Here is a 22,215-nt window from a genome sequence, read left to right as displayed (position 1 = left end):
ACTAACATTCCCATTGCTTCTCGAAACGATTACATGAGAGCTCAGCGATAGAACAGGGAGCTTTCTAGCTAGAAAGTAGGTTATTCCATTTTAAAGGAACGGTATGTTTAAGAAGCTGTTAAAAGGATTTGGAATTGCGCTTCTAATCCTTATCTGTCTATTTGTACTTATTGCTGTTTGGTCGGGCTATAAATCTTCTGAATACGAGAAAACGGCAATTCCTTACATGGATACTGCAATTGCTGACATCTCCTCTTGGGAGCTAGGTACCTTTAAGAGTTACCTCACTCCGTCTGAAGTAGAAAATATCAATGAAGATGATCTTAAAAGGCTTATAAAGGCGCTATCAAAGATGGGGGCGTTAGTTGAAATTGGCGAATATCAATTCAATACAGTTACGTCCAGAGCACTAACATCTGGTGGTTCAGGAACGTTTGTTACCTATACTGTTCCAGCCGTATATGAGAATGGCGATGCAGTGCTAACCCTTACTCTAAAAGAAGAGGGGGATTCCTTTTCAGTTTATCATTTTAAACTAGACTCTCTCGCGCTGTTTGACTAACGAAGTTGTTAAAGCTAATCGTGCGTCGACGCCAAAATGAAGACACCGACAAGCACATTTTTACAGAATATTAGGCCGAGCTTTAAGGGCGGGGTAAAATTACGAAGAACCGAAGAACAACCATCATCAGGCTTCTTCTGCTAGTCAGTACTATTGTTTCCTTGTTTTTCGTTCCGTGGATATTAGTTAAAGCCTGGATCCTACCTTTGCCACACACAGTACAAGAACAAGTTGATGAGGCAATTAGCCACGGCTTTGACGGCATTATTGTTTACGTAGATCGGGCGGGAAAACCTCCAGCTTTCTACACAGCAGGCTGGAAAGACAGAGATAACAAAATACCCGCTGCCCCCGACTCTTTATTTAAAATTGCCAGTATCAGTAAGTTGTACACTGCTGTGGCTATCACCAAAATGGCGCGAGAACAGCGACTATCCCTACACGATTTACTCGTTGATCATTTACCCGAACTCAAAGACAGAATTGAGCATTCAGAAAAAATAACGCTTAAAACGATGGTGCAGCATAAGTCAGGAATCCCTAATTTTACTGATAATGCTGCCTACTGGGAAAACGAACCGGAAAACAGTAAGCGAGCGCTCGACTTTGCGCTAGATCTTCCGGCGAGTTTTGAGCCCGGTGATGGATATGAGTATTCCAACACGAACTATCTGCTGCTTCGCAATATCATGGATAAGGTTTTGGGGTACAGTCACCACAAGTACATTAAGCAAAACGTTTTGCTTCCGCTTGAATTGAGCAACACCTATTTTTCATTGAGCGAAGTCAATATGGACGACGTGATGAGCGGCTATTACGTTGGTTACAAGGAAGATGTTAAGGCGCGCGACTACGGTATGCTAGCGACAGCTGAAGATGTGGGTAAGTTCTTACGAGCGCTAAACAACGGCTCTATTTTCAATGAAGGCGAAGCGGAACTTTATCCTTATGTGTTCGAGCATGGAGGCTTGGTTATCGGTTACCAGAGCCTTGCAGAATATGACGAAGAGCTTGATACCGTGGTCGTTCAATTTATCAATACCACTGACTTTGACGGTTATGAGTGGAACTTGTCTGAAATCACAATAAGCCGAATCTTTAAAATACTAAGAAAAGCAGAAAACGAGTAGGTGGTAGGCTTGGTTCAACGCTTTTTCAGTGTAGGCCAATCATTACAAGTTAGAAAATAATGAGTGGCAACAGAACGGTTTTTATTATGTGGTTAGTTTATTAATTCGCCGTTTTTACTCTATGCTTTTAGTGGTTATTTTATATCTTCAGCTGCTCGGCAAAAAAGGGACAAAACGTGAAAAAACTCTTCTTAATGTTATCTGTGCTTATATCGGTTTTGTGTTTGCTACTGGCCGCTGCGCCATTTACTCCGGCAGTTGCGGGCTCGTTTTTGATGCTTATCCTCGCTGGAGTTTTAGGCTTTAAAGGGTATTCAAAAATAAGCTTGCTTTTGCTTTGTATCAACACCTTTTCGGTAGTTGTCAGCCCTAACATAAACGAGTCTAGTTTTGCCGGATTAACTGTAATATCGATTATCTTTATTTTCTCTTTCACCGGTGTAGCACTTGGTCTGCCGAAAGGTGTTCAAAGATATGATAGTTGCGTTGATTGACGTTTGAGTATTCAAATATTCAGATGTTTGAGTGGATAATTAAAGGGATTAAAAAAAACGTTGCCCCGTTTTGTTTCAACCGCTAGAGTTTAAAAACTCGACGCCTACAAAAGCAAGGATGTTATTTATGGTCAGGTATGAACTTCCCGCCAGAATTGTATTATCGCTATTTACTGTTATTCCTCTTTTTTTCGCTTATTCCACGCTTCAAAGCAGTCAGCCATTGCTATTCATTTCAATGCTTCTTGCATCGGTGCTGTTTTTGGTAACGCAACTAAACATAAAACAGTTTTTAATGCCTAAACGCCAACCCAATGCCAAATTACTTAATATGCAAAAAGCTTTAGGAACCGCTTCGGTTGTTTTATTGATGTTAAATATTGCGTTCAAAGACATAATGTTGTTCTAGAAGAATTTACTTTTTTGCCCAGGAAAAATAAAAAAACAACGCCAAAGGAAGGCCAATGAAGAAGCATTTAGTATCGCTTTTAATCTTTTCAATCCCTTTTATTTGTCTTTCTGAAGAGTTACCCAGTGAATTTAAGAATAACTTAATTTACCTAAAACCAAAGCTCGCGGACGGAACTACCCTAACATTTTTTACTGATACTGGTGGTGGTTGGAATGCGATCTCACGAGAGCTCAGCGAAAAATATGGTTGGGAGATAAGTCAAAAAGAATCTGAAAATGGGGTTATCGATGTTACTGATATGCCTCAGTTTGATCCAGAAGCGTCAATCCCCATGGCGGGATTGAATAATTGGTGGGCTGGAAAATTACAAGTAGTACCATTCGAAGAATTTAGTTCGACTACGAAAAGCGACGGAACGCTAGGCGGACGGTGGCATGCTGAAAAAGTAATTAGTTTTAATTACCCTGAGAAAAAAGTAGAAGTGCTAGATGAAACTCCTACATCAAATGAGTTTTCGACGGTACCTTTGGGATTTCAAAAGGGCCTGGATGGTGGTTATACAATGGCTTTTCCAAGTATCGACATCTCAGTTAATGACAGACAGATTCCAATGTTATTAGATTCAGGTGCTTCGGCATGGCCATCGACAGAGGCGATGGAAAAAGGAGGGCTAGAAAGCGGTCAAGTTGCGACTTCTTTCATTGTCGCTTCAATATTCGATGAATGGGTAAAGTCTAACCCGGAATGGTTAGTGATTGAGGATGCATGTAATTTTTCTCATCAACCCATGATTCGTGTTCCTTATGTAAGAATTGGAAATAAAACCGTTGGCCCAGTTTGGTTCACAAGAAGAGCAGACAGTAGTTTCCACCAATTTATGTCTTCGATGATGGATAGGCGAATTGATGGCGCACTAGGAGGTTCAGCGCTTCAGTACCTAAGACTCATTGTTGATTACCCCAACGAGCAAGCGTTGATAGCTAACGAAATTTGATAACAACGAGATAATTAAACCAAGATGTCTAGTTTAATAGCCCCTATGTTTATGCACATTCTTCTTTGTGCATTGCTCTACGTATTTCTCACGCTAGTTCGCGCGCCTTCGGTATGGGGAGTAGGGAAAAACAAAGATGGTTCAAATCCGTTTGCTGATATACAGCCAAAAGTAAGTGCGAATCTGAGCAATCAATTTGAGTGGCCGTTATTTTTTCACGTTGTTTGCGCCTTGCTAATTGCCTTAGGTGAGCCAATTAGCAATTCACAAGTCTTCCTTGCGTGGGTATTTGTTATTGGCAGGGTGCTGCATAGTCTTGTACAAATATTTACTGACAATATTAGATTGCGTGGTTTGGTGTTTACTATCAACTTCGTTGCCGTTCTTGCAATGTGGTTGTTGCTTTTTATAGAACAGGTTTAAGGTTAAAGAGCGTAAAGGTTATGGAAGAAGTTTTTGAACCGCTGGGCCGCTTTATACTTCGAATAATAAAGTGGATTATCATAGACGCTTTTATGGAATTCGTTTTGAAGGGCACGGGCCATGTGGTGCTCAAATTGCTGACCTTCGGAAAATATCCAAGAGCAGGTCGTGATGAGGGAAGGACCGTTGCTGTTGGTTTTATAAGCTTTGTGGTGGTTTTTGTCTGTCTTGCAATGATTGCTTAGTTTTGAAAAAGGATATCTGCGATGAAATTAGAAAAGTGGGCGAGCATAAGAGAAAAAGGAAAACAGCGCTTCGTACTAGTTTACGGCGTTTTAGGCTGGGGAGTCTCGACGGGTTTATTATGGTCATTACTTATGGCGTTTATCGAGCCTTCCGAAAATGTCTGGGGTAGACTTGTTATTGCGATGATCATCTTTCCCATTGCGGGGCTCGCTTTTGGTCACATAACGTGGAATAAATCTGAAAAAGCTTTTGCAAAAGAAACGACGAAAGCTGTATAGAATGGCTAGAACATGTCTTGTAATAACCAATGAAGGGAAGCCGCTGTTGTTAAGTATCAAAAAATTACTGGTTGTTTCATTAACTTTGCTTGTAGTTAGTTGCGCCAATATACCTATTGCAACAATGCTTGAGTTTCGCTCATTTGATGAGGAGAAATTTGTTGAACTCGACCCCAATCATTTACTTACGAAGATTCACTTAGACAAGCCAGCCGAAATAAAACCAGAAAGCACCTGGCTTACCTTGGGTGTTAGTTCCTCAGAGCAAGAAAGAAGTTTTAAGTATAATCTTGAGGTCATTTCAGAAAATACACTGCCAGCTGAGTCAGGATGGCTGAGTAAAACGCCAGCGCGAACTGAGTACATTTTAGGGTTAAGTACCGAAGCAATAAAAGAATTCACTGAACTTCAAGAGTTCATGGGTTCTGCATCGCCAACGGGCTTTGATCTTCACGTTAATACTGGGTTCAAAGAGACGGCAAATGAAATGACAAGCATCACAATGTCTATCTTTTTAAAGCTTTACGCTGATGAAGATTATTTTACGCTAATCGATAGAGCGGAATTAGATATCGAGAATGGAAGCGAGTAACTTCTATTAGGCTGACTTTTTACCCATAACAAAGTAAAGTAATAATCTTCAGCTCTTCAAGCTTATTTAGAGAAGTACATGGAAGTATCTAAAGCCAGTATTCAAAAAGCAGTAGCTAACAATATCATCTCCGAGCAACAGGGCATTGCTCTGTACAATTTCTTTCAAGAAGAAAATCAGCATACTCCCTCTTTTACCTTCACCCATATTCTGTATTACTTAGGTGGCCTTATTGCAATTGGCGCTATGACTCTATTTATGAATTTAGGCTGGGAGCAATTTGGTGGTGCCGGCATCGTATTTATCTCTATGCTTTATGCTGGCGTGGGCTTAAAGCTTGCCAATTCCTTTGCGCGTAAGCATTTAATAATACCAGCAGGGATCTGTGCCACGTTCGTCGTTTGTTTAACGCCAATTGCTATCTACGGTGCGCAGCAATGGCTAGGGCTATGGCCCGACGACAATACGGTTTTTCGCCAGTTTCACCACCGCATTAAATGGCTATGGTTATATATGGAACTTGGAACGCTAGTAACTGGACTTGTCGTAGCATGGCGATATAAATACCCGTTCTTAATAATGCCGATTGCGGTAACGCTCTGGTATATCAGTATGGACGCTGTGATGCTCATTATTGACCATGAGGACTTATGGAACAGCTACACGTGGCAATTCCGAGCACTTGTGTCGATGTTCTTTGGCGCGTTGATGACGCTATTGGCGTTCTGGGTGGACATCAGAGCACGAAACACAGCAGATTACGCGTTTTGGCTTTATCTTTTCGGCGTTTTAGCGTTTTGGGGCGGCCTTACCAGCCAAGATTCAGACAGCGAACTGTCTAAGTTTATCTATTTCTGTATTAACCTTGCCATGATTGGCGCTGGTGCTCTGTTGGTTCGACGTGTATTTGTCATATTTGGTGCTTTGGGATGCTGTTTATATTTAGGTCATCTTGCTTCTACCGTTTTTGAAGATAGTTGGCTTTTCCCTGTAGCGCTATCAGCGATCGGTTTAGGCGTCGTATATTCGGGAATTTGGTGGCAAAAGAATGAGGCTCGCATAACAAAGAGTGCGCAAGCGATACTGCCGAAAGCGCTACAGGAACTATTAGCTAATAAAGCTTAGTTCACCTAGGCAGTAAATAAACCAGTAACTAACTCAATACAGATAACAATTAATAAAAGATAACGGTTACGCAGTAGTAAGGGGAAAGAGGTAAACGGAGATGTCGGAAAATAACGTAGAATTTAAGGAGCCTGGTCGCCTCACTACGTGGATAAAGTATTTATTGTACGTACAGGTGGCTTTAGCGCTTATAGCCATTGGTTCCAACTTAATGGAGTATCAACTTCTAACAGATTTTCAAAATGGCGTTTATTTCAATCAAGAAATGGCCGTTGCAGACGCTGAGTCCAATGACAAAAGGCAGCAGATAATTGCTTTTTCGTATTTGGCGGTGTTTATCATTTCCGGCATCTTAATTCTTAAATGGATTTATCAGTCAAACCAAAATGCGCGTTATTTAGGCGCTAAAGATATGACGTTTACACCAGCTTGGTCGATTGGTTTCTATTTCATTCCTATTGTGTCGTTATGGAAACCTTATCAAGCGATGAAAGAGATTTGGCAAGCCAGTCAAAACCCTAACAATTGGCAGTTAGAAAAAGCAGGCCCTATTTTAGGCATATGGTGGTTTTTCTGGATCGCCAACAGTGTGGTTGGACAGGTCGTTTTTCGTATGTCCAGAAGGGCGCAAGAAATCTCCGAAATAATGAATGTTAATCTGGTTTCGCAGGTTTCTGAGGTCCTATCCATTCCACTAGCCATAGTTACTTGGTTATTGATTAACAACATCTCTAACATGCAAAAAGCACAGATTGAAGGTGACGTGGAAAAAGCAGAAACTGCAGAAGATTCAGATTTACAACCCGCAAAATAGTAGTATCCATTTCGCTTGTTGCTCTGCCACAAAGGTAGAGCAACTGTCTTTATAAGACTAAAGTCTTACTCTATATGTAAACATTAAGTAAAAATTAAGTTGCGCGACAGTATCGTTATACTTAAGTATAACAAAAGGTCAGGATAACGCTGGCTTACGTACACATCTTCGTTTCTATACCTTTGATTTAATACAATAATGGGAGCCATACACCCCCAGTAATAAAGCGGCATAGAAACGCGCACAATACATGTAGGGGAAAAATGTATGTCAACTTCAGGAACGGGGGCGCTTGCTTTCTTACGCAAAGAGAACATTGTCGCACCAGATGGTTATAACCGCTGGCGGGTTCCGCCAGCATCTATCGCAATCCACCTTTGTATCGGGTCTGTTTATGCGTGGTCAGTTTTCAACACGCCGCTAACTCGAGACTTGGGCGTTGTTGCGTCTTCTGCTAACGATTGGAGTTTATCTTCGGTTGTTTGGATCTTCTCAGTGGCTATTGTTTGCCTTGGTTTAGCCGCCGCATTTGCAGGTAAATGGCTAGAGAAAGTAGGGCCGCGTTTTGTAGGCGTGGTTGCGGCTTTTTTGTGGGGCGGTGGTTTTATTATTGGTTCGATAGGTATCTCTTCCCATCAACTGTGGCTGCTGTACTTGGGCTACGGCGTACTCGGCGGCTTTGGGCTTGGGCTCGGTTATGTATCACCAGTCTCAACACTAATACGGTGGTTTCCCGATCGACGAGGTATGGCGACAGGCCTCGCAATCATGGGTTTTGGTGGAGGTGCAATGATAGGCGCTCCTCTTATTAGTGCACTGCTTGAAACCTTTCAAAGAGCGCCAGAATACTTAGGTGCAGAAAACATGGTTGCGCTGGTTACCGAAGAAGGGCGTCGTTTTGCAGAGACGGCAGCTGGAAAAGTAGAAGTGGTTATTGCCTCTGCAAATCAAGCAGCCTCGTTCGGTGGCGAAGCCGGTGTTTATGTCGTTGGTACGGGCGAAACTGGTGCGGCATCGACTTTCCTTACCCTTGGTATTGCTTATTTTATTGTAATGATGTTTGCGTCTTTCCAGTATCGCGTACCGAAAGAGGGGTGGAAACCAGAAGGTTGGCAGCCTAAGCCTGAAGCATCATCGAAAGGAATGGTATCGAAAAATCACGTCCATATTGATCAAGCCCTTAAAACACCTCAATTTTGGTTACTTTGGATAGTACTATGTTTCAATGTTACCGCGGGTATTGGCGTTATTGGCGTAGCCAAGACCATGATCAATGAGATCTTTGGGAATTTAGCTATTGTTACCGCAGGTTTTGCAGGTACCTATGTATTGATGATCTCGGTGTTTAACATGGTAGGGCGCTTCTTCTGGGCTTCTACGTCTGATTATATTGGCAGAAAGAATACCTACCACTGCTTTTTCGTAATAGGTACGCTGCTTTACTTGTCTATCCCATTTTGGGCTGGAATGGGGAACACCACCGCGTTAATTGGGTTCTACATTGCAACAATGATAATTTTCACAATGTATGGCGGTGGCTTTGCAACTATTCCTGCATACTTGGCAGATTTGTTTGGTACCTTACATGTAGGCGGCATTCACGGCCGATTGCTAACAGCATGGTCTACTGCCGGCGTATTAGGGCCATTCGCTATTACTTATTTGCGCAATATGTCAGTAGAGAATGCAATTGCCGATTTAGCGGCAAAAGTCGACCCTGCCGCGTTTGCAAGTAAGTTCGGTGCGCCAATGGCTGACTTGCAAAAATTGGTAGAAGCAAAAACGGTAACGGTTGCACGATTGCTGGAAATTGCGCCAGCCGGAACGGTAGACCCAACCTCTACGCTCTACAATACCACTATGTATGCAATGGCTGGCTTATTGGTATTGGCATTTATTGCTAACTTACTTGTAAAACCTGTACGAGAGAAGCATCACGTAGAGAACACGCACCCCGAACTGGAGCCCGCGCGAGCAAGCTAATTTACCAATCGAGAATACCCGCTTTATAGCGGGTATTTTTTTGCAAAGGTGTTTTAAAATACTCTTTATTGATTAAGTTGGAACGTTCTGGCTTACTAGTGCGCTATTTTCTCATGAGTTGTCAGCTATGCTATTTAAGAAAAATCCTCTTGCCTCCATTGTTGTTTCCCTATGCTGTGCGTTTAGCCTCAATGTTAGTGCAAATGCGCCCTATGAATTAATGGGGGTGACAACAAAAACGGGGCAGAAAACGTCATATCTTGCTAAAGAAAACAACATAACTTTGCCAGTGACGGTTGTTAACGGAAAAAGTGACGGTCCTGTATTGTTGCTTACCGCTGGTATTCATGGCGATGAGTTTCCATCTATGTATGCGTTGCAGCAACTACAGCAAAGCATTGATCCTAAAGAGATGAGCGGTGTGTTGGTTGTGTTGCACTTGGCAAACTTAGATGGGTTTCACGCAAATAGAATCGCGTTGAACCCTAAAGATGAGAAAAACCTAAATCGGGAATTCCCAGGGAGCGTTGATGGCACACCAACAGAACAGATTGCGGAGCTGCTAACCAGAGAGTTTATTGGCAAAACAGATTTTTTGATCGACATGCATTCTGGTAGCGCAAACCAAACGTTGCTGAATCATGTGTATTCTCCTTTTGTGGGCGACGAAGAACTTGATGCGTTAACATTTGAATTTGCCAAAGCCACGGGCATGCAGCATATCGTTATGTATGGCGACCGCCCAAGAGATCCCAACAATTCAATTTCATACCCTAACACAGCGATGACGAGAGGAAAGCCGGGACTGACGACTGAAATTGGGCATTTGGCACAGACAGATGAAGAATCAATAGCAGAAGCGCTAGATGTGGCTAAAAACGCCATGTATTTTTTGAAAATGCTGCCAGAGACGCCAAAGCAGCACCCCGAGCCAGTTATCTATGAAACAATCAAATATCCTAAGAGCTCAAAAAACGGGTTCTTCAAAGCTTCTGTGGTGATAGGCGATAAAGTAAAGGCAGGACAGGATGTAGGTGCGGTCACGGACTATTTTGGAAATCTCGTTGAAACCATTAAATCGCCCGTTGATGGCACGGTTATGATGGTTAATCAAATGCCAGCCATCAAAGACGGACAGTCTGTTATGGCTATTGGTGTTGAAGTTTCTGAATAACTAAGCTGGTGGCGTAGTTACAGTGGTGATCTAATTAACCTACTCAAACAAATAAATGTTAAAGTTATTTCACGAAATTGTGATTAGGGAATGATATGGACTTTCTTTTTAATGTTTTGATTTGGGTGGGCGTTGTTATTTTTGCCATATTTTTTATTGGATTTATGGCCGCTGCTAAGCTGAATAAACGCCAAGAAGAAAACCGCGCCAATCAGACGTCTGCAGAGCCTACTCGTGAAGGCGAAAAGCCGAGTAACCAAAATAAAAGTTAACCTTTCGAACATTGTAAAACGTCAACGTTAAATAAAAACGTCAACGTTAAATAAAAACGTTCACATTTATTCACCCCTTTATATCAGTTCCCCCGTTTAGTGAAAAAAGGGGGAACATTATGCAAACAACAATTTTACCAAACGCCAACCCAAAGCACTTAACACACCAAAGTGTACTACCGTTTGAAAAAGCGCCTTTCGCTAAACGTGCTTTTAACGCAGCCACAATTGCTATAGCTGGATGTACCGTTACGGCAGGGCTTTTCGTATTAATGGCAGAGCTCATTAAGCAAGACAAAGTAAACATAAGCGAAGCCCCACCGGTGTTCTTTGAGCCGATCATTTACCAACCTGAAGACGAACGGACCATCACTAAAAAACCAATGGTGCCAATTGAGCAGGTAATTAAAACGCCACCTCAAAAAGTTATCGAGATTGACCCTGAGCCCAATGAAGGCCCAGGCGGCTTTGAGATAAAAACGCACATACCTAATACTGCGTTAGATTTGTCGATTAACTTGAACAGTGCGCAAGGTGATATGCAAGCCACACCCCAATTTAGGGTAGACCCCACTTATCCACCTGAGGCCAGTCGCGACGGTATTGAAGGCTGGGTAAAGCTAGGGTTTACAATAAGTGCTAGTGGCTCAGTGTCTGATATTACAGTACTAGATTCAGAGCCCAAGCGCGTGTTCGATAGAGCTGCGCGCAGAGCGCTTAAAAAATGGAAGTACAAACCCAAGCTGAATGGCGGTAAACCTGTTAGTCAAGCAGGTATGGTTGTAGTATTAGATTTCAAATTAGAACAATAAGGACTGCCTATGAGTATAGGCGCAAGCTTGCAAAGCCTGTTTCAAGGCAAGCGCGAAAAAGCGCTGGGAGTCAGCGAAAGGCTAATGCTGCGGTACAGCGCAAAAGGTGATGAAGCATCGTTAGCCGCGCTGTTTGACTTACACAGCCATAAGCTATTTTATTTTTTGAAGGTGTTAAGTGATAGCACTGTTGCAGAAGATATGTGTCAGCGCACTTGGATTAAGGTTATCGAAAATCGTCACTTATTTAAAAGCGGGGATAATTTCCAGGCTTGGCTGTTCACTATTGGTAGGCGAACGCTTATTGATGAATTCAGAAAAAACGCCAAGCTTGAATATAACAACGAGGCGGTTGAATCGTTTTCGTTAAGTGAGTTACTTAAAAATGCACAGTCTTCGGTAGAGGATGACGTAGCAAAAGGGATAGAAAAAGACGTGTTTAAGGCATGTATTCAGCAGTTACCCTACAAACAGAAAGAGGCGCTTTCGCTACAGTTTGAAGGTTTTTCGTTAGCGGAAATCGCCACTATTTGCAGTGCTGAAAAAGAAACGATTAAAACCCGGATACGTTATTCCAAAGACAGCCTTAAAACCATGCTGGAGAAACTGTAATCATGTCTACATCAGATAAAGAGCTACAAGATGCGTTTAAACGCAGCCAGCAGGTACAAAAGCAAAATGATGGAATGAGCGAAAAGGCTAATGCTCGAATTCGTGAAAGGGTTCTCGCGTACAACAAGGCAATAGAAAGTGATAGTGGAATAAAACGCGTATTTGCTGCTACGGCTGCTAATATTCGAGCGTACTTCGCTTCTTCAACCTTACGTTTTACGGCTGTGGCATTTGCTATTGTCGCAATGTTGGGCGTTTACAATATCGGTACATTCCAACGTAATAGTTCGTCGCCTTTTCAAACGACAGCACACCGTGTAGACATTGTTCAATATCACGGATTCGAAGGGGAAGATAAGCTGCTAGCTGGTAAAGCCGGAACTGATTATAAAGCGCGATTTAATGCCTATACTCAACAATATATTGAAAGCAATTTAGTCGCTAGAGCGGTTACGTTAGAGCCAGCCACGCTTACGGCGCAAAATGGGTATTGGCTCTTGGTGAGCTGCAAAAATCAGCAAGTTGTGGTTTCTGAAAACCTTATCGCATCATTAAATATTAACGGTCGCATAGAAGGGGATATCAATATTGGCACGCATGTGGCGCTCGCCTTTGATGCGCAAGGAAGAATACTTTCAATTAAACAGTCGAGTAAGCCGTTGATGTGCTGATTTATAGGGTGTTTAGCTGGATGCGTTCGTAAACGAGGTAAGGGCGGTGAAACTCGCTCGAGCCTCGATTACGAACAGTATTTTAGGAATGACTTATTTGTCTAAATCGTGTGCTCTAAAGGCATTTGGAAGTAACTCACCAATGGTGGTTTCGAATGTCTCGCCGTTTTGACTTACCATGGTAACGGGAGTTTCATCTGGGGCAAATTCAGCAATTTTCTGTCTGCATCCACCGCACGGAAAGCAAAACTCGTCGTTCGGGCTCGCAATAACGATATGCGAAATACGTTTTTGTCCCTGTGTGACCATATTGCCAATAGCTGTGGCTTCAGCGCATTGTCCTAATGGAAAAGCAGCACTTTCTACATTACAACCAGAGAAGGTTTCGCCACTTGGAGTAAGCACCGCAGCACCAACTTTAAAGTTGGAATAAGGTGAGTGTGAGTTTTTCTGTGCGTCAAAAGCAAGTTGTGATAGTTGTTCTAAATTATTTTTCTTCATAGCTACCTGTGTTAACCACCCAATACGCTTTACTTTTATCATCAAATGCGAGAAGGTTGGCGGCATTAGCGCCGCAACAAGCGTATACTTAATACTCAGGCGGTTTTTTCTTTTTTTATAGAATGCTTTTTTACCATGTGCAGAAACGTTAGTCTCATCTTTTTTTCTCTATTCGCTGCTATTTTAACCGGTTGTGCGCAAACACCACCTGTTTCAGAAAGACCACAAATGGGAAACCTGCTTTTAGCCGAACCTGCGCCCATTAATCCTCGTTCCGAAATGGCTATTGCTCGTTACAATCAGGTGCTTACCAGCCCTGCGTTATCAGATGAAGACAAAGCTGAACTGCACTTTCAGCGAGGCATGTTGTACGACAGCGTGGGCCTATCGGGCTTAGCGCAGTTTGATTACACCCAAGCCATTAATTTAAAGCCAGATTTGGCTGAAGCCTATAATTCTATGGGTATTCACTATATTCAGCAGAACGACTTTATTCAGGCTTACGACGCATTCGACTCCACGCTGGAAATCAACCCAGAGTATGATTTCGCGTTCCTAAATCGCGGTATTGCGCTTTATTACGGTGGCCGCGCCGAACTCGCGACCAACGATCTTAACCGCTTTTTTGAAAAAGATGACAGCGATCCATTTCGCGCTCTCTGGGCGTACTTTGCGCATCACGACGTGTCAGAGCTTGAAGGACAAAAATACTTAGCTTCTATTCGACCAACGCTGGACAACCAGCACTGGGCTACTACGCTGGTGGATTTGTTTTTAGGTACCGTTGATGAGAACGATGTACTTAACTCATTGTTAGACGGTGTGAAAAGCCAAAAAGCGTTAACAGACAGGTTGTGTGAAGCGTATTTTTACTTAGGTAAATTTCATACCCAGCGCGGCAACAGCGGTATTGCATCAAATTACTTCAAGCTTGCATTAAGCACCAATGTATTTGATTACGTTGAACACCGCTACGCACGAATGGAACTTAACCGTTTGCGTGAACTAGCTAGCAGCGATCTGGTTAGCGAAGAGTAAGCAGCAAGCGTTATGCGAGGCTTATTTTTAGCAGTGTTCGCACTGCTCATAGTTGCGGGCGATAGCGGACGCTATGTCCCGCAGCTAATTGCTAATGCAAGTAAGGTGCTTACGCCGGCAAGCCTAGTGTCAGATAGCGACCCAACTGAAAAGGCGAGCTCTGCTTCAGTAAATGCTGCCGACGGCATGGCACAGGACAGCACAGAATCTTCTCCCGACGCTCAAACTTCGGCTAATACCGAACGTTTCAATTATTCTGACTATCACCTTAAGCATGACGCACTAGCGCTACTTTGGTTAGCTGCAAAGCAGGGCAGTGAAAATGCACAGGCACGCTTGCTCGGTGAATTTGAGCGTGCGTATAACGCAGGCTTCATTGCTACTGACTATATCGATGAAGCCACTGCAACCTATTTTCTAGAGAAGCTAGTGAACCTTGAAAACGCAGACGCTGCATGGCTGCTGTACCAAATATTAGGTGAAGAAGGTGCGTCACAGCGCTTTATGCGCTTAGCGGCGCTCGGCGAGGTCGCAGAAGCACAGCTTGCGTTTGCAATGTCTACCGATTCGCCAGAAAAACGTGAGAAGTGGCTGGTACGCGCGGCTTCACAAAACTACGTACCCGCACAGGCCGCATTGGCCGATTGGTATCTTCTACACGGGCAACAACAACTAGCGAAACCACTGCTCGCAGCAACAGCAACCTTAGACATGCAAAGTGCATTTAAGTATGCTCGCCTTCTGTGGGACGAAGGGGAATTTTCTGAGGCTAAGGAGCATTTTAGCTTTGCCGCGAAGAAAGGGCATCTTCAAGCGGAAAAAGCCTTAGAGGCCATCAATCTCTACACGCCGTATTCTATACAGCAAGCACTAAAGCAGTCTCCTTCATTCAACTGGGAGAATGAAGGGAAATGCCTTCAGCGTATTCAGCCTTTTGCTACCAGTTTAGCTACTATCATGCGTGCTCACAGTCTTTATAACTCATTCAATGACGACAAGCGCCTGCAGAACCTTTCTATTTGCCTGGCCCCGCCTATTTGGCTTAAACCCGATGTACTAAGCTGCGATCCGGATTATAAGAACGCTGGGATCTTAGGCTGTAGTATTACTCCTTTGGCAAGCATTGCGAAAAAGCAGAAATTTAGTCATGCAGTAGTAGTGGCAGAGCAGGGTAAGGCAAATGTTCAAAACGGCGTAATGTACTTAGACATCAGTGACGCTTATTCAGTGTTTGTTCACGAGCTAGCGCACTTCGCAGGCTTCGCTGACGAATATCCTATTGGCAAGGGCATGGCGAATAGGCTGTGCGATGAAGAAGGAATAAGCGATTTTGCACCACCAAACCTAATCGTAGATTCTGAGTACTGGTATGCACCTCACAAAACGGTCGAAAATTGGCTAGAGATAGATCCTGCAACCATTATTGCACGCGCCAAAACGTGCACCGTATTGGGGGAAAACAGCTATAAGCCCAGCCGCAGAATTACCTTTATGGAACATCACGATAGCGGCGTGATCCCGCCTTTATATTTGGTACTGTGGCAGCAGCAGCTGGAAAAACAAAATGCCCAGCGACCTATTTCAATGAATTTCTTCCAGGCGTTCCACAATAGCGGCAACCAAAAAGAAGCCGCACACTGGTTAGCCGAATACGAAGCGTTTACTGGTGGCAAATAACCGCAGTTGTCATTACTAAAACAATGCACTCGCCACTATTTGGCGAGTGTATCTTTAAGCTCTCTTACCCACATAGACGTTGCACCACAAATTGCTACGGGCATAACGATAAAGTTAACCACGGGAATAAGTGAGAATATATTCACCATCATTCCGAAAGTCATCGCTTTCCCTTTGTGTTCGCCAAGGTGCAGGCGCATGCGCGTAAAATCTATTTTGTGGTTGTCGTATGGGTAATCGCAGTACTGAATTGCCATCATCCAGGCGTTAAATAAGAACCACAAGACTTGCCCAATAATGGGCAGAAAAAAGAACAATAACAAAAATCCAATAGCGCGAGGTAGATACCAAACCAGCTTGGTGAGTTCGCGCCCTGCAGTTCTAGGAATGTCTTTAACTAAAGACATCACGCCCTCGTCACCTAAATCTTGACCCGTTAAGTGACGCTCAACCTTTTCAGATAAAACACCGTTAAACGGCGCTGCAATCCAGTTTGCCAGTGTACCAAAGATCAGTGCGAAAATGAGCAATACGCTGATGACTGCTAGGGGCCACAAGAAAAAGCTGATCGCTGTTTTTATCCAGCCTAACCATTCAGGTACAAGATCAATCACATAAGCGATACCCATTTCTATTTGGCCAAATAAGAAGTAAAAAGCCACAGAAAAAAGCACTAAGTTTATTGTTAGGGGTACAAAAACAAAACGCTTTAATCCTTTGGTTTTTATGAGCGAAAAGCCTTCAAAGAAATAATGTACACCGCCTGAACTCATTCGAACTCCTTCGCGTTTGAAACGCTGTGTTTGTTAACTATCTGCTCTATCATACGCGCTTGGCGTATTCTCTGCCTAACTCAGTGAAATGGTAATTGTTACAAGCTGTTAGATTTGGTAGAGTCGGAGCATAATAACAAAAGAATCTTCCGTGTGATTGCATCATTTCTACATCAACTGCTATTTCAGCCGATGGTTAGCTGGTTTCTGGCTAATATCAAGGCGATACCGCGTGCAGCTTTGTGTTTAAGAGGGATGATGTGTGAGGCTTAAAAAGATTAAGCTCGCGGGTTTCAAGTCCTTTGTTGAGCCAACTACCATTCAATTCCCCGGCGAAATGACCGCCATCGTAGGTCCTAACGGCTGCGGCAAGTCGAATGTCATTGATGCTGTACGTTGGGTTTTAGGTGAAAGTTCTGCCAAAAACTTACGCGGCGATGCAATGACCGACGTGATTTTTAATGGCTCTTCGTCTCGTAAGCCAGTGGGGCAATGTAGCGTTGAACTTGTTTTCGACAATAGTGCAGGGCGGATAGCGGGTGAATTTGCCAACTACAATGAGCTGTCTGTTAAACGCTTAGTTACACGGGACGCCACCTCTACCTATTTTCTAAACGGCACTAAATGTCGCCGGCGTGATGTCACCGATCTATTTTTAGGAACAGGGCTGGGCCCCCGTTCTTACGCCATCATTGAGCAAGGTATGATCTCGCGGCTTATCGAGTCAAAACCACAGGATTTGCGTGTATTCATAGAAGAAGCCGCGGGTATCTCAAAGTACAAAGAGCGCCGTAGAGAGACAGAAAACCGTATAAGGCACACGCAAGATAACCTTGAACGCTTGAATGATGTGCGCGATGAATTGGGCAAGCAGCTCGAAAAATTACAGCGTCAGGCTGCTGCGGCTACTCGATACAAAACGCTACGTGCACAAGCCAGAGAGCTAAAAGGCCAGTTAGCAGCCCTTCGTTTTCTGAAAAATAGTGAACATATTGAAGCGCTGCAAAAACAGCAGCAAGCACTGCAGTTAGAAGTTGACGACTTAGTTGCTCGACTACAGGGCGATGAAGCGGGGCTTGAGTCGTATAAAACAAAGCAGCTGGAAACAAAACAAACGATAGATGATCTTCAACAGCAGCTGTTTACTACCAGTAACGCAATCACACGACTAGAGCAAAATGCGCTGCACGCAAAACAACGCAAAGGGCAGGTAGAGCAAGAGTTAGCAAGAATTCGCGAGCAACATGCATTGCTTAACCACTCTATTGATGAGGCACAGGAAGCACTTGCAGTATCAAACGAGGCGCTTGAAAACATTGAGCCTGAATTTGCCCTTAAGGAAGCAGAGTTAGAGCATGCCAAAGAGCGTTTTGAAGACGCTGAACAAGCGCTAAGAGAATTTAACGCACAAGCGCGAGCGCAAGAACAAACCTACAATCAACTTCGTCAGAATGTTCAGCAATGCCATAGCCAAATTCAGTCAACGATGAGCATGCAGTTACGCACTTCTCAGCGTATCAGCGAACTACAAGACGAGCTAAAACAGCTAGACGAAGAAGATTTTGCTAGTCAGATAACGCTTTTAGAAGAGCAATGTAGCGAACTCGATTTTGACATTGATGAAGCTAAGCAATTACTTCAAGAGTCCAATCAAAAGGTGTCGCAGCAACAAGGCGAAGTCAACGCAATAGAAGCGAAGCGCCGTGATGCACAGGGCCAGTTGCAAACTGCACTGTCCACAAAAGCTGCGCTAGAAGCGCTTCAGCAAGATGCCTCAAATAATGAAGACGTACTATTAGACGGGATAGAAAAGCTGTGGCAACAGTTTAGCTCTAACCAAACTCTTGCACCTTGCGTAGAATCGATTTTACAACACGCAAAAGACCCCGTTGTTGCCAAAAGCCATGACATACAGGCATTGCTTCAAAATCGCGCTTATTTGCCAAGCGGCATTAAAGTGTTTACCGATAAGGCGTTTGTAAGCACTGCCAAATCGGGTTCATTAGCACACGCTCTATTAACTGAATCTAGCACTAATGAATCGTCAACACAGCGTGTTCCCGCATTTTTTAATGACATTTACCTTTGTAGCAACGATGACGAACTAGCGGAAACGATTGAAAGTGCTTTTGTAAGCGTTCTTGATAAAGAAGATGAACCTGAAGGCCTAGCCAAGGGGTTTACTAGCGCAATCTCGCCTTCAGGGTTGTGGGCAAGCTCACAGTGGGTAGTGAAACCTGGCGAAGCAAGCGACGGTGCTTTGCAGCGGGCGAACAAAATTAAGGGACTGGTAGACAGCATTGAAGAAACTGAAAGCCTTATAGATGAGATTGAGCATTCACTAGAGCGCGCCAAACAGGCACTTGAACAGAGCGAAGCGCAAAAGCAGGATATTCAGAGCGCCTTGGGTGAAAAAGAAAACCAGCGCGCACAGATTAAAAATAAACTTTCTTTGCTTGAAATGCAGCAAGAGCAACAGTCTACACGCACTGCCAAACTTAATGACGAGTTAGCAAAGCAAGAGTTAATGTTAGCGAAAGAAGAAGAGCAGTTAGCTCAGCTTTCGGAAAAGTTAGAGCTTCAAGAGGCACAAATTCTTGAACACGAAGTACACATTGACGATGTGAATGCTAAGCGTGATGCAAATGAGCGAACTACATCAGAGCTACGCGCGTTAGTTGATACATTAACATTGCAAAATCATGAGCTTGCACTTAAGAAGCAGCAACTAGAGAACCACCAGAATTTATATAGCCAACAGGTTACACGTAACCTTCAGCAGCGTGAAGAGTACATAAAAAACAAAGAAAGATTACAAAAAGAACATACACAGCTTACGTCTCCTGAAGAAATTCAAGAAGCAGAGCTACAGTCGTTGTTGGAAAACAAAGCTGAATTAGAACAGCTTAAAAGTGCTAAGCAAAGTAGTCTTGAAGATATAGAGCAGTGGTTGCGAGAAGCCGAAAAAGGGCATCAAGCTTTAGGTAAAGATATTCAAACGCGACAGACAAACATCGATAAACTCAACATTGATATTGAAGGGTATCGGGTACGTGCGAATACGATTTTAGAACAGCTTGATGAAACGCAGCAGTCGCTGAAGAACATTCTAGAAACCTTACCCGAAGATGCCGAAGAGAAACGCTGGCAAGAAGACCTTGAAAAAACGCAGGCTAATTTGCAGCGTTTAGGTGCAGTGAACTTAGCTGCGGTTGAAGAATATGAAACCCAGTCGGAAAGGAAGTCGCATTTAGATACACAGCATAACGACCTGACCGAAGCCTTGGAAACGCTACAATCGGCCATTCGGAAAATTGATAAAGAAACCCGCACGCGCTTTTCTACTACCTTTGAACAGGTTAATGAAGACCTTAAAATGTTATTTCCCAAAGTGTTTGGGGGCGGTTCGGCGTATCTTGCGCTTACCGATGACGATTTGTTGGAAACTGGGGTGACGATAATGGCTCGCCCCCCTGGCAAGAAAAATAGTACGATTCACCTCTTAAGCGGTGGAGAAAAAGCATTAACCGCTTTATCATTGGTGTTTGCTATTTTCAGATTAAATCCGGCACCATTTTGTTTGCTGGATGAAGTAGATGCACCATTGGATGATGCAAATGTAGGGCGCTTTTGTAACTTAGTGTCAGAAATGTCACAAACAGTGCAGTTTATTTATATCACCCACAATAAAATAGCGATGGAAATGGCCAGTCACTTAACCGGTGTTACCATGGCGGAGCCAGGAGTTTCGCGTATGGTGGCGGTAGATGTGGACGAAGCTGTAGCCTTCGCAGAAGCATAACAAAGGGCGAAAGAAATTAAATGGAAGATCAATTACGTCTATTTTTACTCCTTGGAGGCACGGTTTTTATCATCGCAGTGCTTGCCCATGGTATTTGGAAAATTCGTAAAAACAGTAAGCCTTCAGAAAAAGAGCGCTTAGAGCCCCGTCAGTGGCAAGATGATGACAACGATTTTGAGTCGGACGAGCAAGAAGGCTTTGACGAGCTTGGCATTGGCGCGGTGCGCGTGGTTAGCAAATCACAAAACCAAGAGCATGAGGCTGCAAGCAATGTATCGACGAATACGGCAAATGGCCCTGCACATCACGATATCAATGAAAAACATGCTTACAGCAGCGAAGAACTTGATGACGACGATAGCTTGTCTCAACATGCCACGTCAAAAGAGCACGGTGATGGAAAAGAGGGCGCACACGGTGAGCATGCGGGTAAACGCTCAAGCAGCGTTGGTAATTCAGCTATGCCGTCTGACGGGAAAGAAGAAGCTGAGAAAGCACCAAAGCTCTATGGCTCTGTGGTTACGAATCCGAAGCCACACATGAAAGGGCAAACTCGTCCCGATGGCCCATCAACAAAAGGTGCTAACAGAGGCGACGAAAACCTTGCCGCGTTCCCTGAACCTCCAGGCTTCTTACTTCGTGAAGGCGAAGAGCAAGAGGAAACGTCTTTAGCGTCGCATGCTCAGCGTGAAGAGAGTGAACAGCCAAATACTCCAAGTATTCAAGAGAGAGCGGATAACGCGCAATCGCATGACCCAATTCAGAGTCAGGCGGGCGGTCATCAAGAAAGAGGGCGTGCAGAGCCAGTTCGTCCTGCACAGAAGTTCTATATAGACCCAACGCTGGAGGAAGAGCCTGAAACAGTGCAGCCGCCGGCTAAAAATGAAAGAGAAGTTGCTGATTTTAGTTTAGATGCACCCGAAGAGTCTGTTTCATCCAGCGATGTTCATGAAGAAAATGAACAGCCGCGACGTTTTGCACGTAACAAACGAAGCAAAACGCCAGTGAGAAGACGTGAAGAGCCGAATTTTGGTGACGATCAAATGCGTATTGATTTTGACACCAGTGAAGCAGCTAGCGCTGATTTTGGCGATGAAAGCTTTAGTGCTAATGAGTCAGGTAATGATGGTGCTGGAAGTACACCAAAGACCGCTAAGTCGTCGATTGAACCCGAGGTTTTAGTATTAAATGTAAGAACGCCAGAAGGCGAGCCCATTTCAGGCGCTGCACTATTACCTATGTTATTAACATTAGGGTTTAAATTTGGCGATCAAGACATCTTTCACCGCCACGTAAACTCAAATGGCAAAGGGCCAGTGTTGTTTAGCCTTGCTAACATGTTTAAGCCTGGGGTTTTCGATATTGATAACCTAGAGAACTTTGAAACCCAAGGTATTTCACTGTTTATGATATTGCCTATTGAGGGTGACCCTCATCAAGTGTTTAACATGATGCACAATGCAGCCCGCAAATTGGCAGATGAGTTCGGCGCACAAGTACTTGATGGACGCCGAAGCGTATTAACGAAGCAGGGCTTACAGCAATACGTCGAGAAAATTCGTGAGTTCGAGCGCAAGCGTATGATTGCGCGCAGCTAGCGTTAATTTATCACTTGCGCCTCAATCTTGTGGATTATTCATGTAGGTGCAAAAACAAAAAAGGACTTGGCTCATACCCAGGTCCTTTTCTGTTGATTAGGGTCTATTGATCTTTGATGTATAACAAGGGCTAGCAAGCCATAGCATTGTAGCGTGGCTGTTCGTTTCACAACCTGACTGAAATAGATCAGATTTTTGCAGCCCATTTGAAACATACAGCGGCTTGGGCGAA

General features: G+C 43.7%; 23 protein-coding genes. 21 read left to right on the top strand and 2 right to left on the bottom strand.

What is annotated here, in order from left to right:
- The first annotated feature begins 103 nt into the window (after nt 1-103).
- The 17 genes from MHN00_RS12330 (at nt 104) to MHN00_RS12250 (ending at nt 12,594) form a co-directional block, all read left to right on the top strand.
- On the top strand, nt 104-562 hold the full coding sequence (locus MHN00_RS12330; RefSeq protein WP_239301303.1) for a hypothetical protein: 459 nt from the start codon (nt 104-106) through the stop codon (nt 560-562).
- 98 nt (nt 563-660) lie between these two features.
- Entirely contained in the window at nt 661-1,692 is a 1,032-nt protein-coding gene (locus MHN00_RS12325; protein ID WP_239301443.1) for a serine hydrolase domain-containing protein, read from the top strand.
- A gap of 176 nt (nt 1,693-1,868) precedes the next feature.
- Nucleotides 1,869-2,186, top strand: coding sequence for a DUF6419 family natural product biosynthesis protein (locus MHN00_RS12320; protein ID WP_239301302.1), 318 nt, complete (start codon nt 1,869-1,871; stop codon nt 2,184-2,186).
- Nucleotides 2,187-2,313: 127 nt separating this feature from the next.
- Nucleotides 2,314-2,595 (top strand): hypothetical protein, encoded by a 282-nt coding sequence (locus tag MHN00_RS12315; protein ID WP_171337097.1) that lies wholly within the window; start codon nt 2,314-2,316, stop codon nt 2,593-2,595.
- A gap of 55 nt (nt 2,596-2,650) precedes the next feature.
- Nucleotides 2,651-3,592, top strand: a complete 942-nt coding sequence (locus MHN00_RS12310) for a hypothetical protein (protein ID WP_239301301.1) — start codon at nt 2,651-2,653, stop codon at nt 3,590-3,592.
- 24 nt (nt 3,593-3,616) lie between these two features.
- Entirely contained in the window at nt 3,617-4,015 is a 399-nt protein-coding gene (locus MHN00_RS12305; protein WP_239301299.1) for an MAPEG family protein, read from the top strand.
- Between the two features lie 20 nt (nt 4,016-4,035).
- Nucleotides 4,036-4,260 (top strand): hypothetical protein, encoded by a 225-nt coding sequence (locus tag MHN00_RS12300; protein ID WP_239301297.1) that lies wholly within the window; start codon nt 4,036-4,038, stop codon nt 4,258-4,260.
- Nucleotides 4,261-4,281: 21 nt separating this feature from the next.
- Nucleotides 4,282-4,539, top strand: coding sequence for a hypothetical protein (locus MHN00_RS12295; protein WP_239301295.1), 258 nt, complete (start codon nt 4,282-4,284; stop codon nt 4,537-4,539).
- Nucleotide 4,540: 1 nt separating this feature from the next.
- Nucleotides 4,541-5,131: a hypothetical protein gene (locus tag MHN00_RS12290; protein WP_239301294.1), complete on the top strand. Its 591-nt coding sequence runs from the start codon at nt 4,541-4,543 to the stop codon at nt 5,129-5,131.
- A 78-nt stretch (nt 5,132-5,209) separates the two neighbouring features.
- On the top strand, nt 5,210-6,256 hold the full coding sequence (locus MHN00_RS12285; RefSeq protein ID WP_239301293.1) for a DUF2157 domain-containing protein: 1,047 nt from the start codon (nt 5,210-5,212) through the stop codon (nt 6,254-6,256).
- Nucleotides 6,257-6,356: 100 nt separating this feature from the next.
- Nucleotides 6,357-7,070 (top strand): DUF4328 domain-containing protein, encoded by a 714-nt coding sequence (locus MHN00_RS12280; protein ID WP_232298305.1) that lies wholly within the window; start codon nt 6,357-6,359, stop codon nt 7,068-7,070.
- A gap of 267 nt (nt 7,071-7,337) precedes the next feature.
- On the top strand, nt 7,338-9,053 hold the full coding sequence (locus MHN00_RS12275; RefSeq protein WP_039227822.1) for an OFA family MFS transporter: 1,716 nt from the start codon (nt 7,338-7,340) through the stop codon (nt 9,051-9,053).
- Between the two features lie 127 nt (nt 9,054-9,180).
- Nucleotides 9,181-10,227 (top strand): M14 family metallopeptidase, encoded by a 1,047-nt coding sequence (locus tag MHN00_RS12270; protein ID WP_239301292.1) that lies wholly within the window; start codon nt 9,181-9,183, stop codon nt 10,225-10,227.
- 95 nt (nt 10,228-10,322) lie between these two features.
- Nucleotides 10,323-10,499: a hypothetical protein gene (locus MHN00_RS12265; RefSeq protein WP_014979255.1), complete on the top strand. Its 177-nt coding sequence runs from the start codon at nt 10,323-10,325 to the stop codon at nt 10,497-10,499.
- A 119-nt stretch (nt 10,500-10,618) separates the two neighbouring features.
- Nucleotides 10,619-11,311: an energy transducer TonB gene (locus tag MHN00_RS12260; protein WP_239301291.1), complete on the top strand. Its 693-nt coding sequence runs from the start codon at nt 10,619-10,621 to the stop codon at nt 11,309-11,311.
- A 9-nt stretch (nt 11,312-11,320) separates the two neighbouring features.
- Entirely contained in the window at nt 11,321-11,923 is a 603-nt protein-coding gene (locus MHN00_RS12255) for an RNA polymerase sigma factor (RefSeq protein ID WP_239301290.1), read from the top strand.
- A 2-nt stretch (nt 11,924-11,925) separates the two neighbouring features.
- Entirely contained in the window at nt 11,926-12,594 is a 669-nt protein-coding gene (locus MHN00_RS12250) for a hypothetical protein (protein WP_239301289.1), read from the top strand.
- Nucleotides 12,595-12,687: 93 nt separating this feature from the next.
- Here MHN00_RS12250 and cdd read toward each other — a convergent pair whose 3' ends face one another.
- A complete protein-coding gene (gene cdd, locus MHN00_RS12245; protein WP_039220705.1) occupies nt 12,688-13,095 on the bottom strand; it encodes a cytidine deaminase in 408 nt (135 codons plus the stop codon).
- Nucleotides 13,096-13,230: 135 nt separating this feature from the next.
- On the opposite strand from cdd, the gene nlpI reads away from it, so the two are divergent.
- Nucleotides 13,231-14,133 carry a lipoprotein NlpI gene (nlpI, locus tag MHN00_RS12240; RefSeq protein ID WP_014949420.1) on the top strand — a complete coding sequence of 301 codons (903 nt, stop codon included), beginning with the start codon at nt 13,231-13,233 and terminating at the stop codon, nt 14,131-14,133.
- A gap of 12 nt (nt 14,134-14,145) precedes the next feature.
- Nucleotides 14,146-15,810: a sel1 repeat family protein gene (locus MHN00_RS12235; RefSeq protein ID WP_239301288.1), complete on the top strand. Its 1,665-nt coding sequence runs from the start codon at nt 14,146-14,148 to the stop codon at nt 15,808-15,810.
- 35 nt (nt 15,811-15,845) lie between these two features.
- On the opposite strand, the gene cysZ is transcribed toward MHN00_RS12235, so the two are convergent.
- A complete protein-coding gene (cysZ, locus tag MHN00_RS12230; RefSeq protein WP_239301287.1) occupies nt 15,846-16,583 on the bottom strand; it encodes a sulfate transporter CysZ in 738 nt (245 codons plus the stop codon).
- A 262-nt stretch (nt 16,584-16,845) separates the two neighbouring features.
- Here cysZ and smc point away from each other — a divergent pair, with 262 nt between their 5' ends.
- Nucleotides 16,846-20,385: a chromosome segregation protein SMC gene (gene smc / locus MHN00_RS12225; RefSeq protein ID WP_239301285.1), complete on the top strand. Its 3,540-nt coding sequence runs from the start codon at nt 16,846-16,848 to the stop codon at nt 20,383-20,385.
- A 20-nt stretch (nt 20,386-20,405) separates the two neighbouring features.
- Nucleotides 20,406-21,983: a cell division protein ZipA gene (gene zipA, locus MHN00_RS12220; protein WP_239301283.1), complete on the top strand. Its 1,578-nt coding sequence runs from the start codon at nt 20,406-20,408 to the stop codon at nt 21,981-21,983.
- Nucleotides 21,984-22,215 lie beyond the last annotated feature (232 nt).

Origin of the sequence: Alteromonas sp. Cnat2-8 (genome assembly GCF_022348355.1) — a bacterium.
Taxonomy (GTDB): domain Bacteria; phylum Pseudomonadota; class Gammaproteobacteria; order Enterobacterales; family Alteromonadaceae; genus Alteromonas; species Alteromonas macleodii.
Note: the sequence above shows the minus strand (reverse complement) of the source record. Positions and strands in the feature narration are given on the sequence as shown.

Coding starts and splice junctions, on each gene's coding strand:
- MHN00_RS12330 (WP_239301303.1), top strand. CDS start 104: ATGTTTAAGAAGCTGTTAAAAGGATTTGGAATTGCGCTTCTAATCCTT.
- MHN00_RS12315 (WP_171337097.1), top strand. CDS start 2,314: ATGGTCAGGTATGAACTTCCCGCCAGAATTGTATTATCGCTATTTACT.
- MHN00_RS12310 (WP_239301301.1), top strand. CDS start 2,651: ATGAAGAAGCATTTAGTATCGCTTTTAATCTTTTCAATCCCTTTTATT.
- MHN00_RS12305 (WP_239301299.1), top strand. CDS start 3,617: ATGTCTAGTTTAATAGCCCCTATGTTTATGCACATTCTTCTTTGTGCA.
- MHN00_RS12300 (WP_239301297.1), top strand. CDS start 4,036: ATGGAAGAAGTTTTTGAACCGCTGGGCCGCTTTATACTTCGAATAATA.
- MHN00_RS12295 (WP_239301295.1), top strand. CDS start 4,282: ATGAAATTAGAAAAGTGGGCGAGCATAAGAGAAAAAGGAAAACAGCGC.
- MHN00_RS12290 (WP_239301294.1), top strand. CDS start 4,541: ATGGCTAGAACATGTCTTGTAATAACCAATGAAGGGAAGCCGCTGTTG.
- MHN00_RS12285 (WP_239301293.1), top strand. CDS start 5,210: ATGGAAGTATCTAAAGCCAGTATTCAAAAAGCAGTAGCTAACAATATC.
- MHN00_RS12280 (WP_232298305.1), top strand. CDS start 6,357: ATGTCGGAAAATAACGTAGAATTTAAGGAGCCTGGTCGCCTCACTACG.
- MHN00_RS12275 (WP_039227822.1), top strand. CDS start 7,338: ATGTCAACTTCAGGAACGGGGGCGCTTGCTTTCTTACGCAAAGAGAAC.
- MHN00_RS12270 (WP_239301292.1), top strand. CDS start 9,181: ATGCTATTTAAGAAAAATCCTCTTGCCTCCATTGTTGTTTCCCTATGC.
- MHN00_RS12265 (WP_014979255.1), top strand. CDS start 10,323: ATGGACTTTCTTTTTAATGTTTTGATTTGGGTGGGCGTTGTTATTTTT.
- MHN00_RS12260 (WP_239301291.1), top strand. CDS start 10,619: ATGCAAACAACAATTTTACCAAACGCCAACCCAAAGCACTTAACACAC.
- MHN00_RS12255 (WP_239301290.1), top strand. CDS start 11,321: ATGAGTATAGGCGCAAGCTTGCAAAGCCTGTTTCAAGGCAAGCGCGAA.
- MHN00_RS12250 (WP_239301289.1), top strand. CDS start 11,926: ATGTCTACATCAGATAAAGAGCTACAAGATGCGTTTAAACGCAGCCAG.
- cdd (WP_039220705.1), bottom strand. CDS start 13,095: ATGAAGAAAAATAATTTAGAACAACTATCACAACTTGCTTTTGACGCA.
- nlpI (WP_014949420.1), top strand. CDS start 13,231: ATGTGCAGAAACGTTAGTCTCATCTTTTTTTCTCTATTCGCTGCTATT.
- MHN00_RS12235 (WP_239301288.1), top strand. CDS start 14,146: ATGCGAGGCTTATTTTTAGCAGTGTTCGCACTGCTCATAGTTGCGGGC.
- cysZ (WP_239301287.1), bottom strand. CDS start 16,583: ATGAGTTCAGGCGGTGTACATTATTTCTTTGAAGGCTTTTCGCTCATA.
- zipA (WP_239301283.1), top strand. CDS start 20,406: ATGGAAGATCAATTACGTCTATTTTTACTCCTTGGAGGCACGGTTTTT.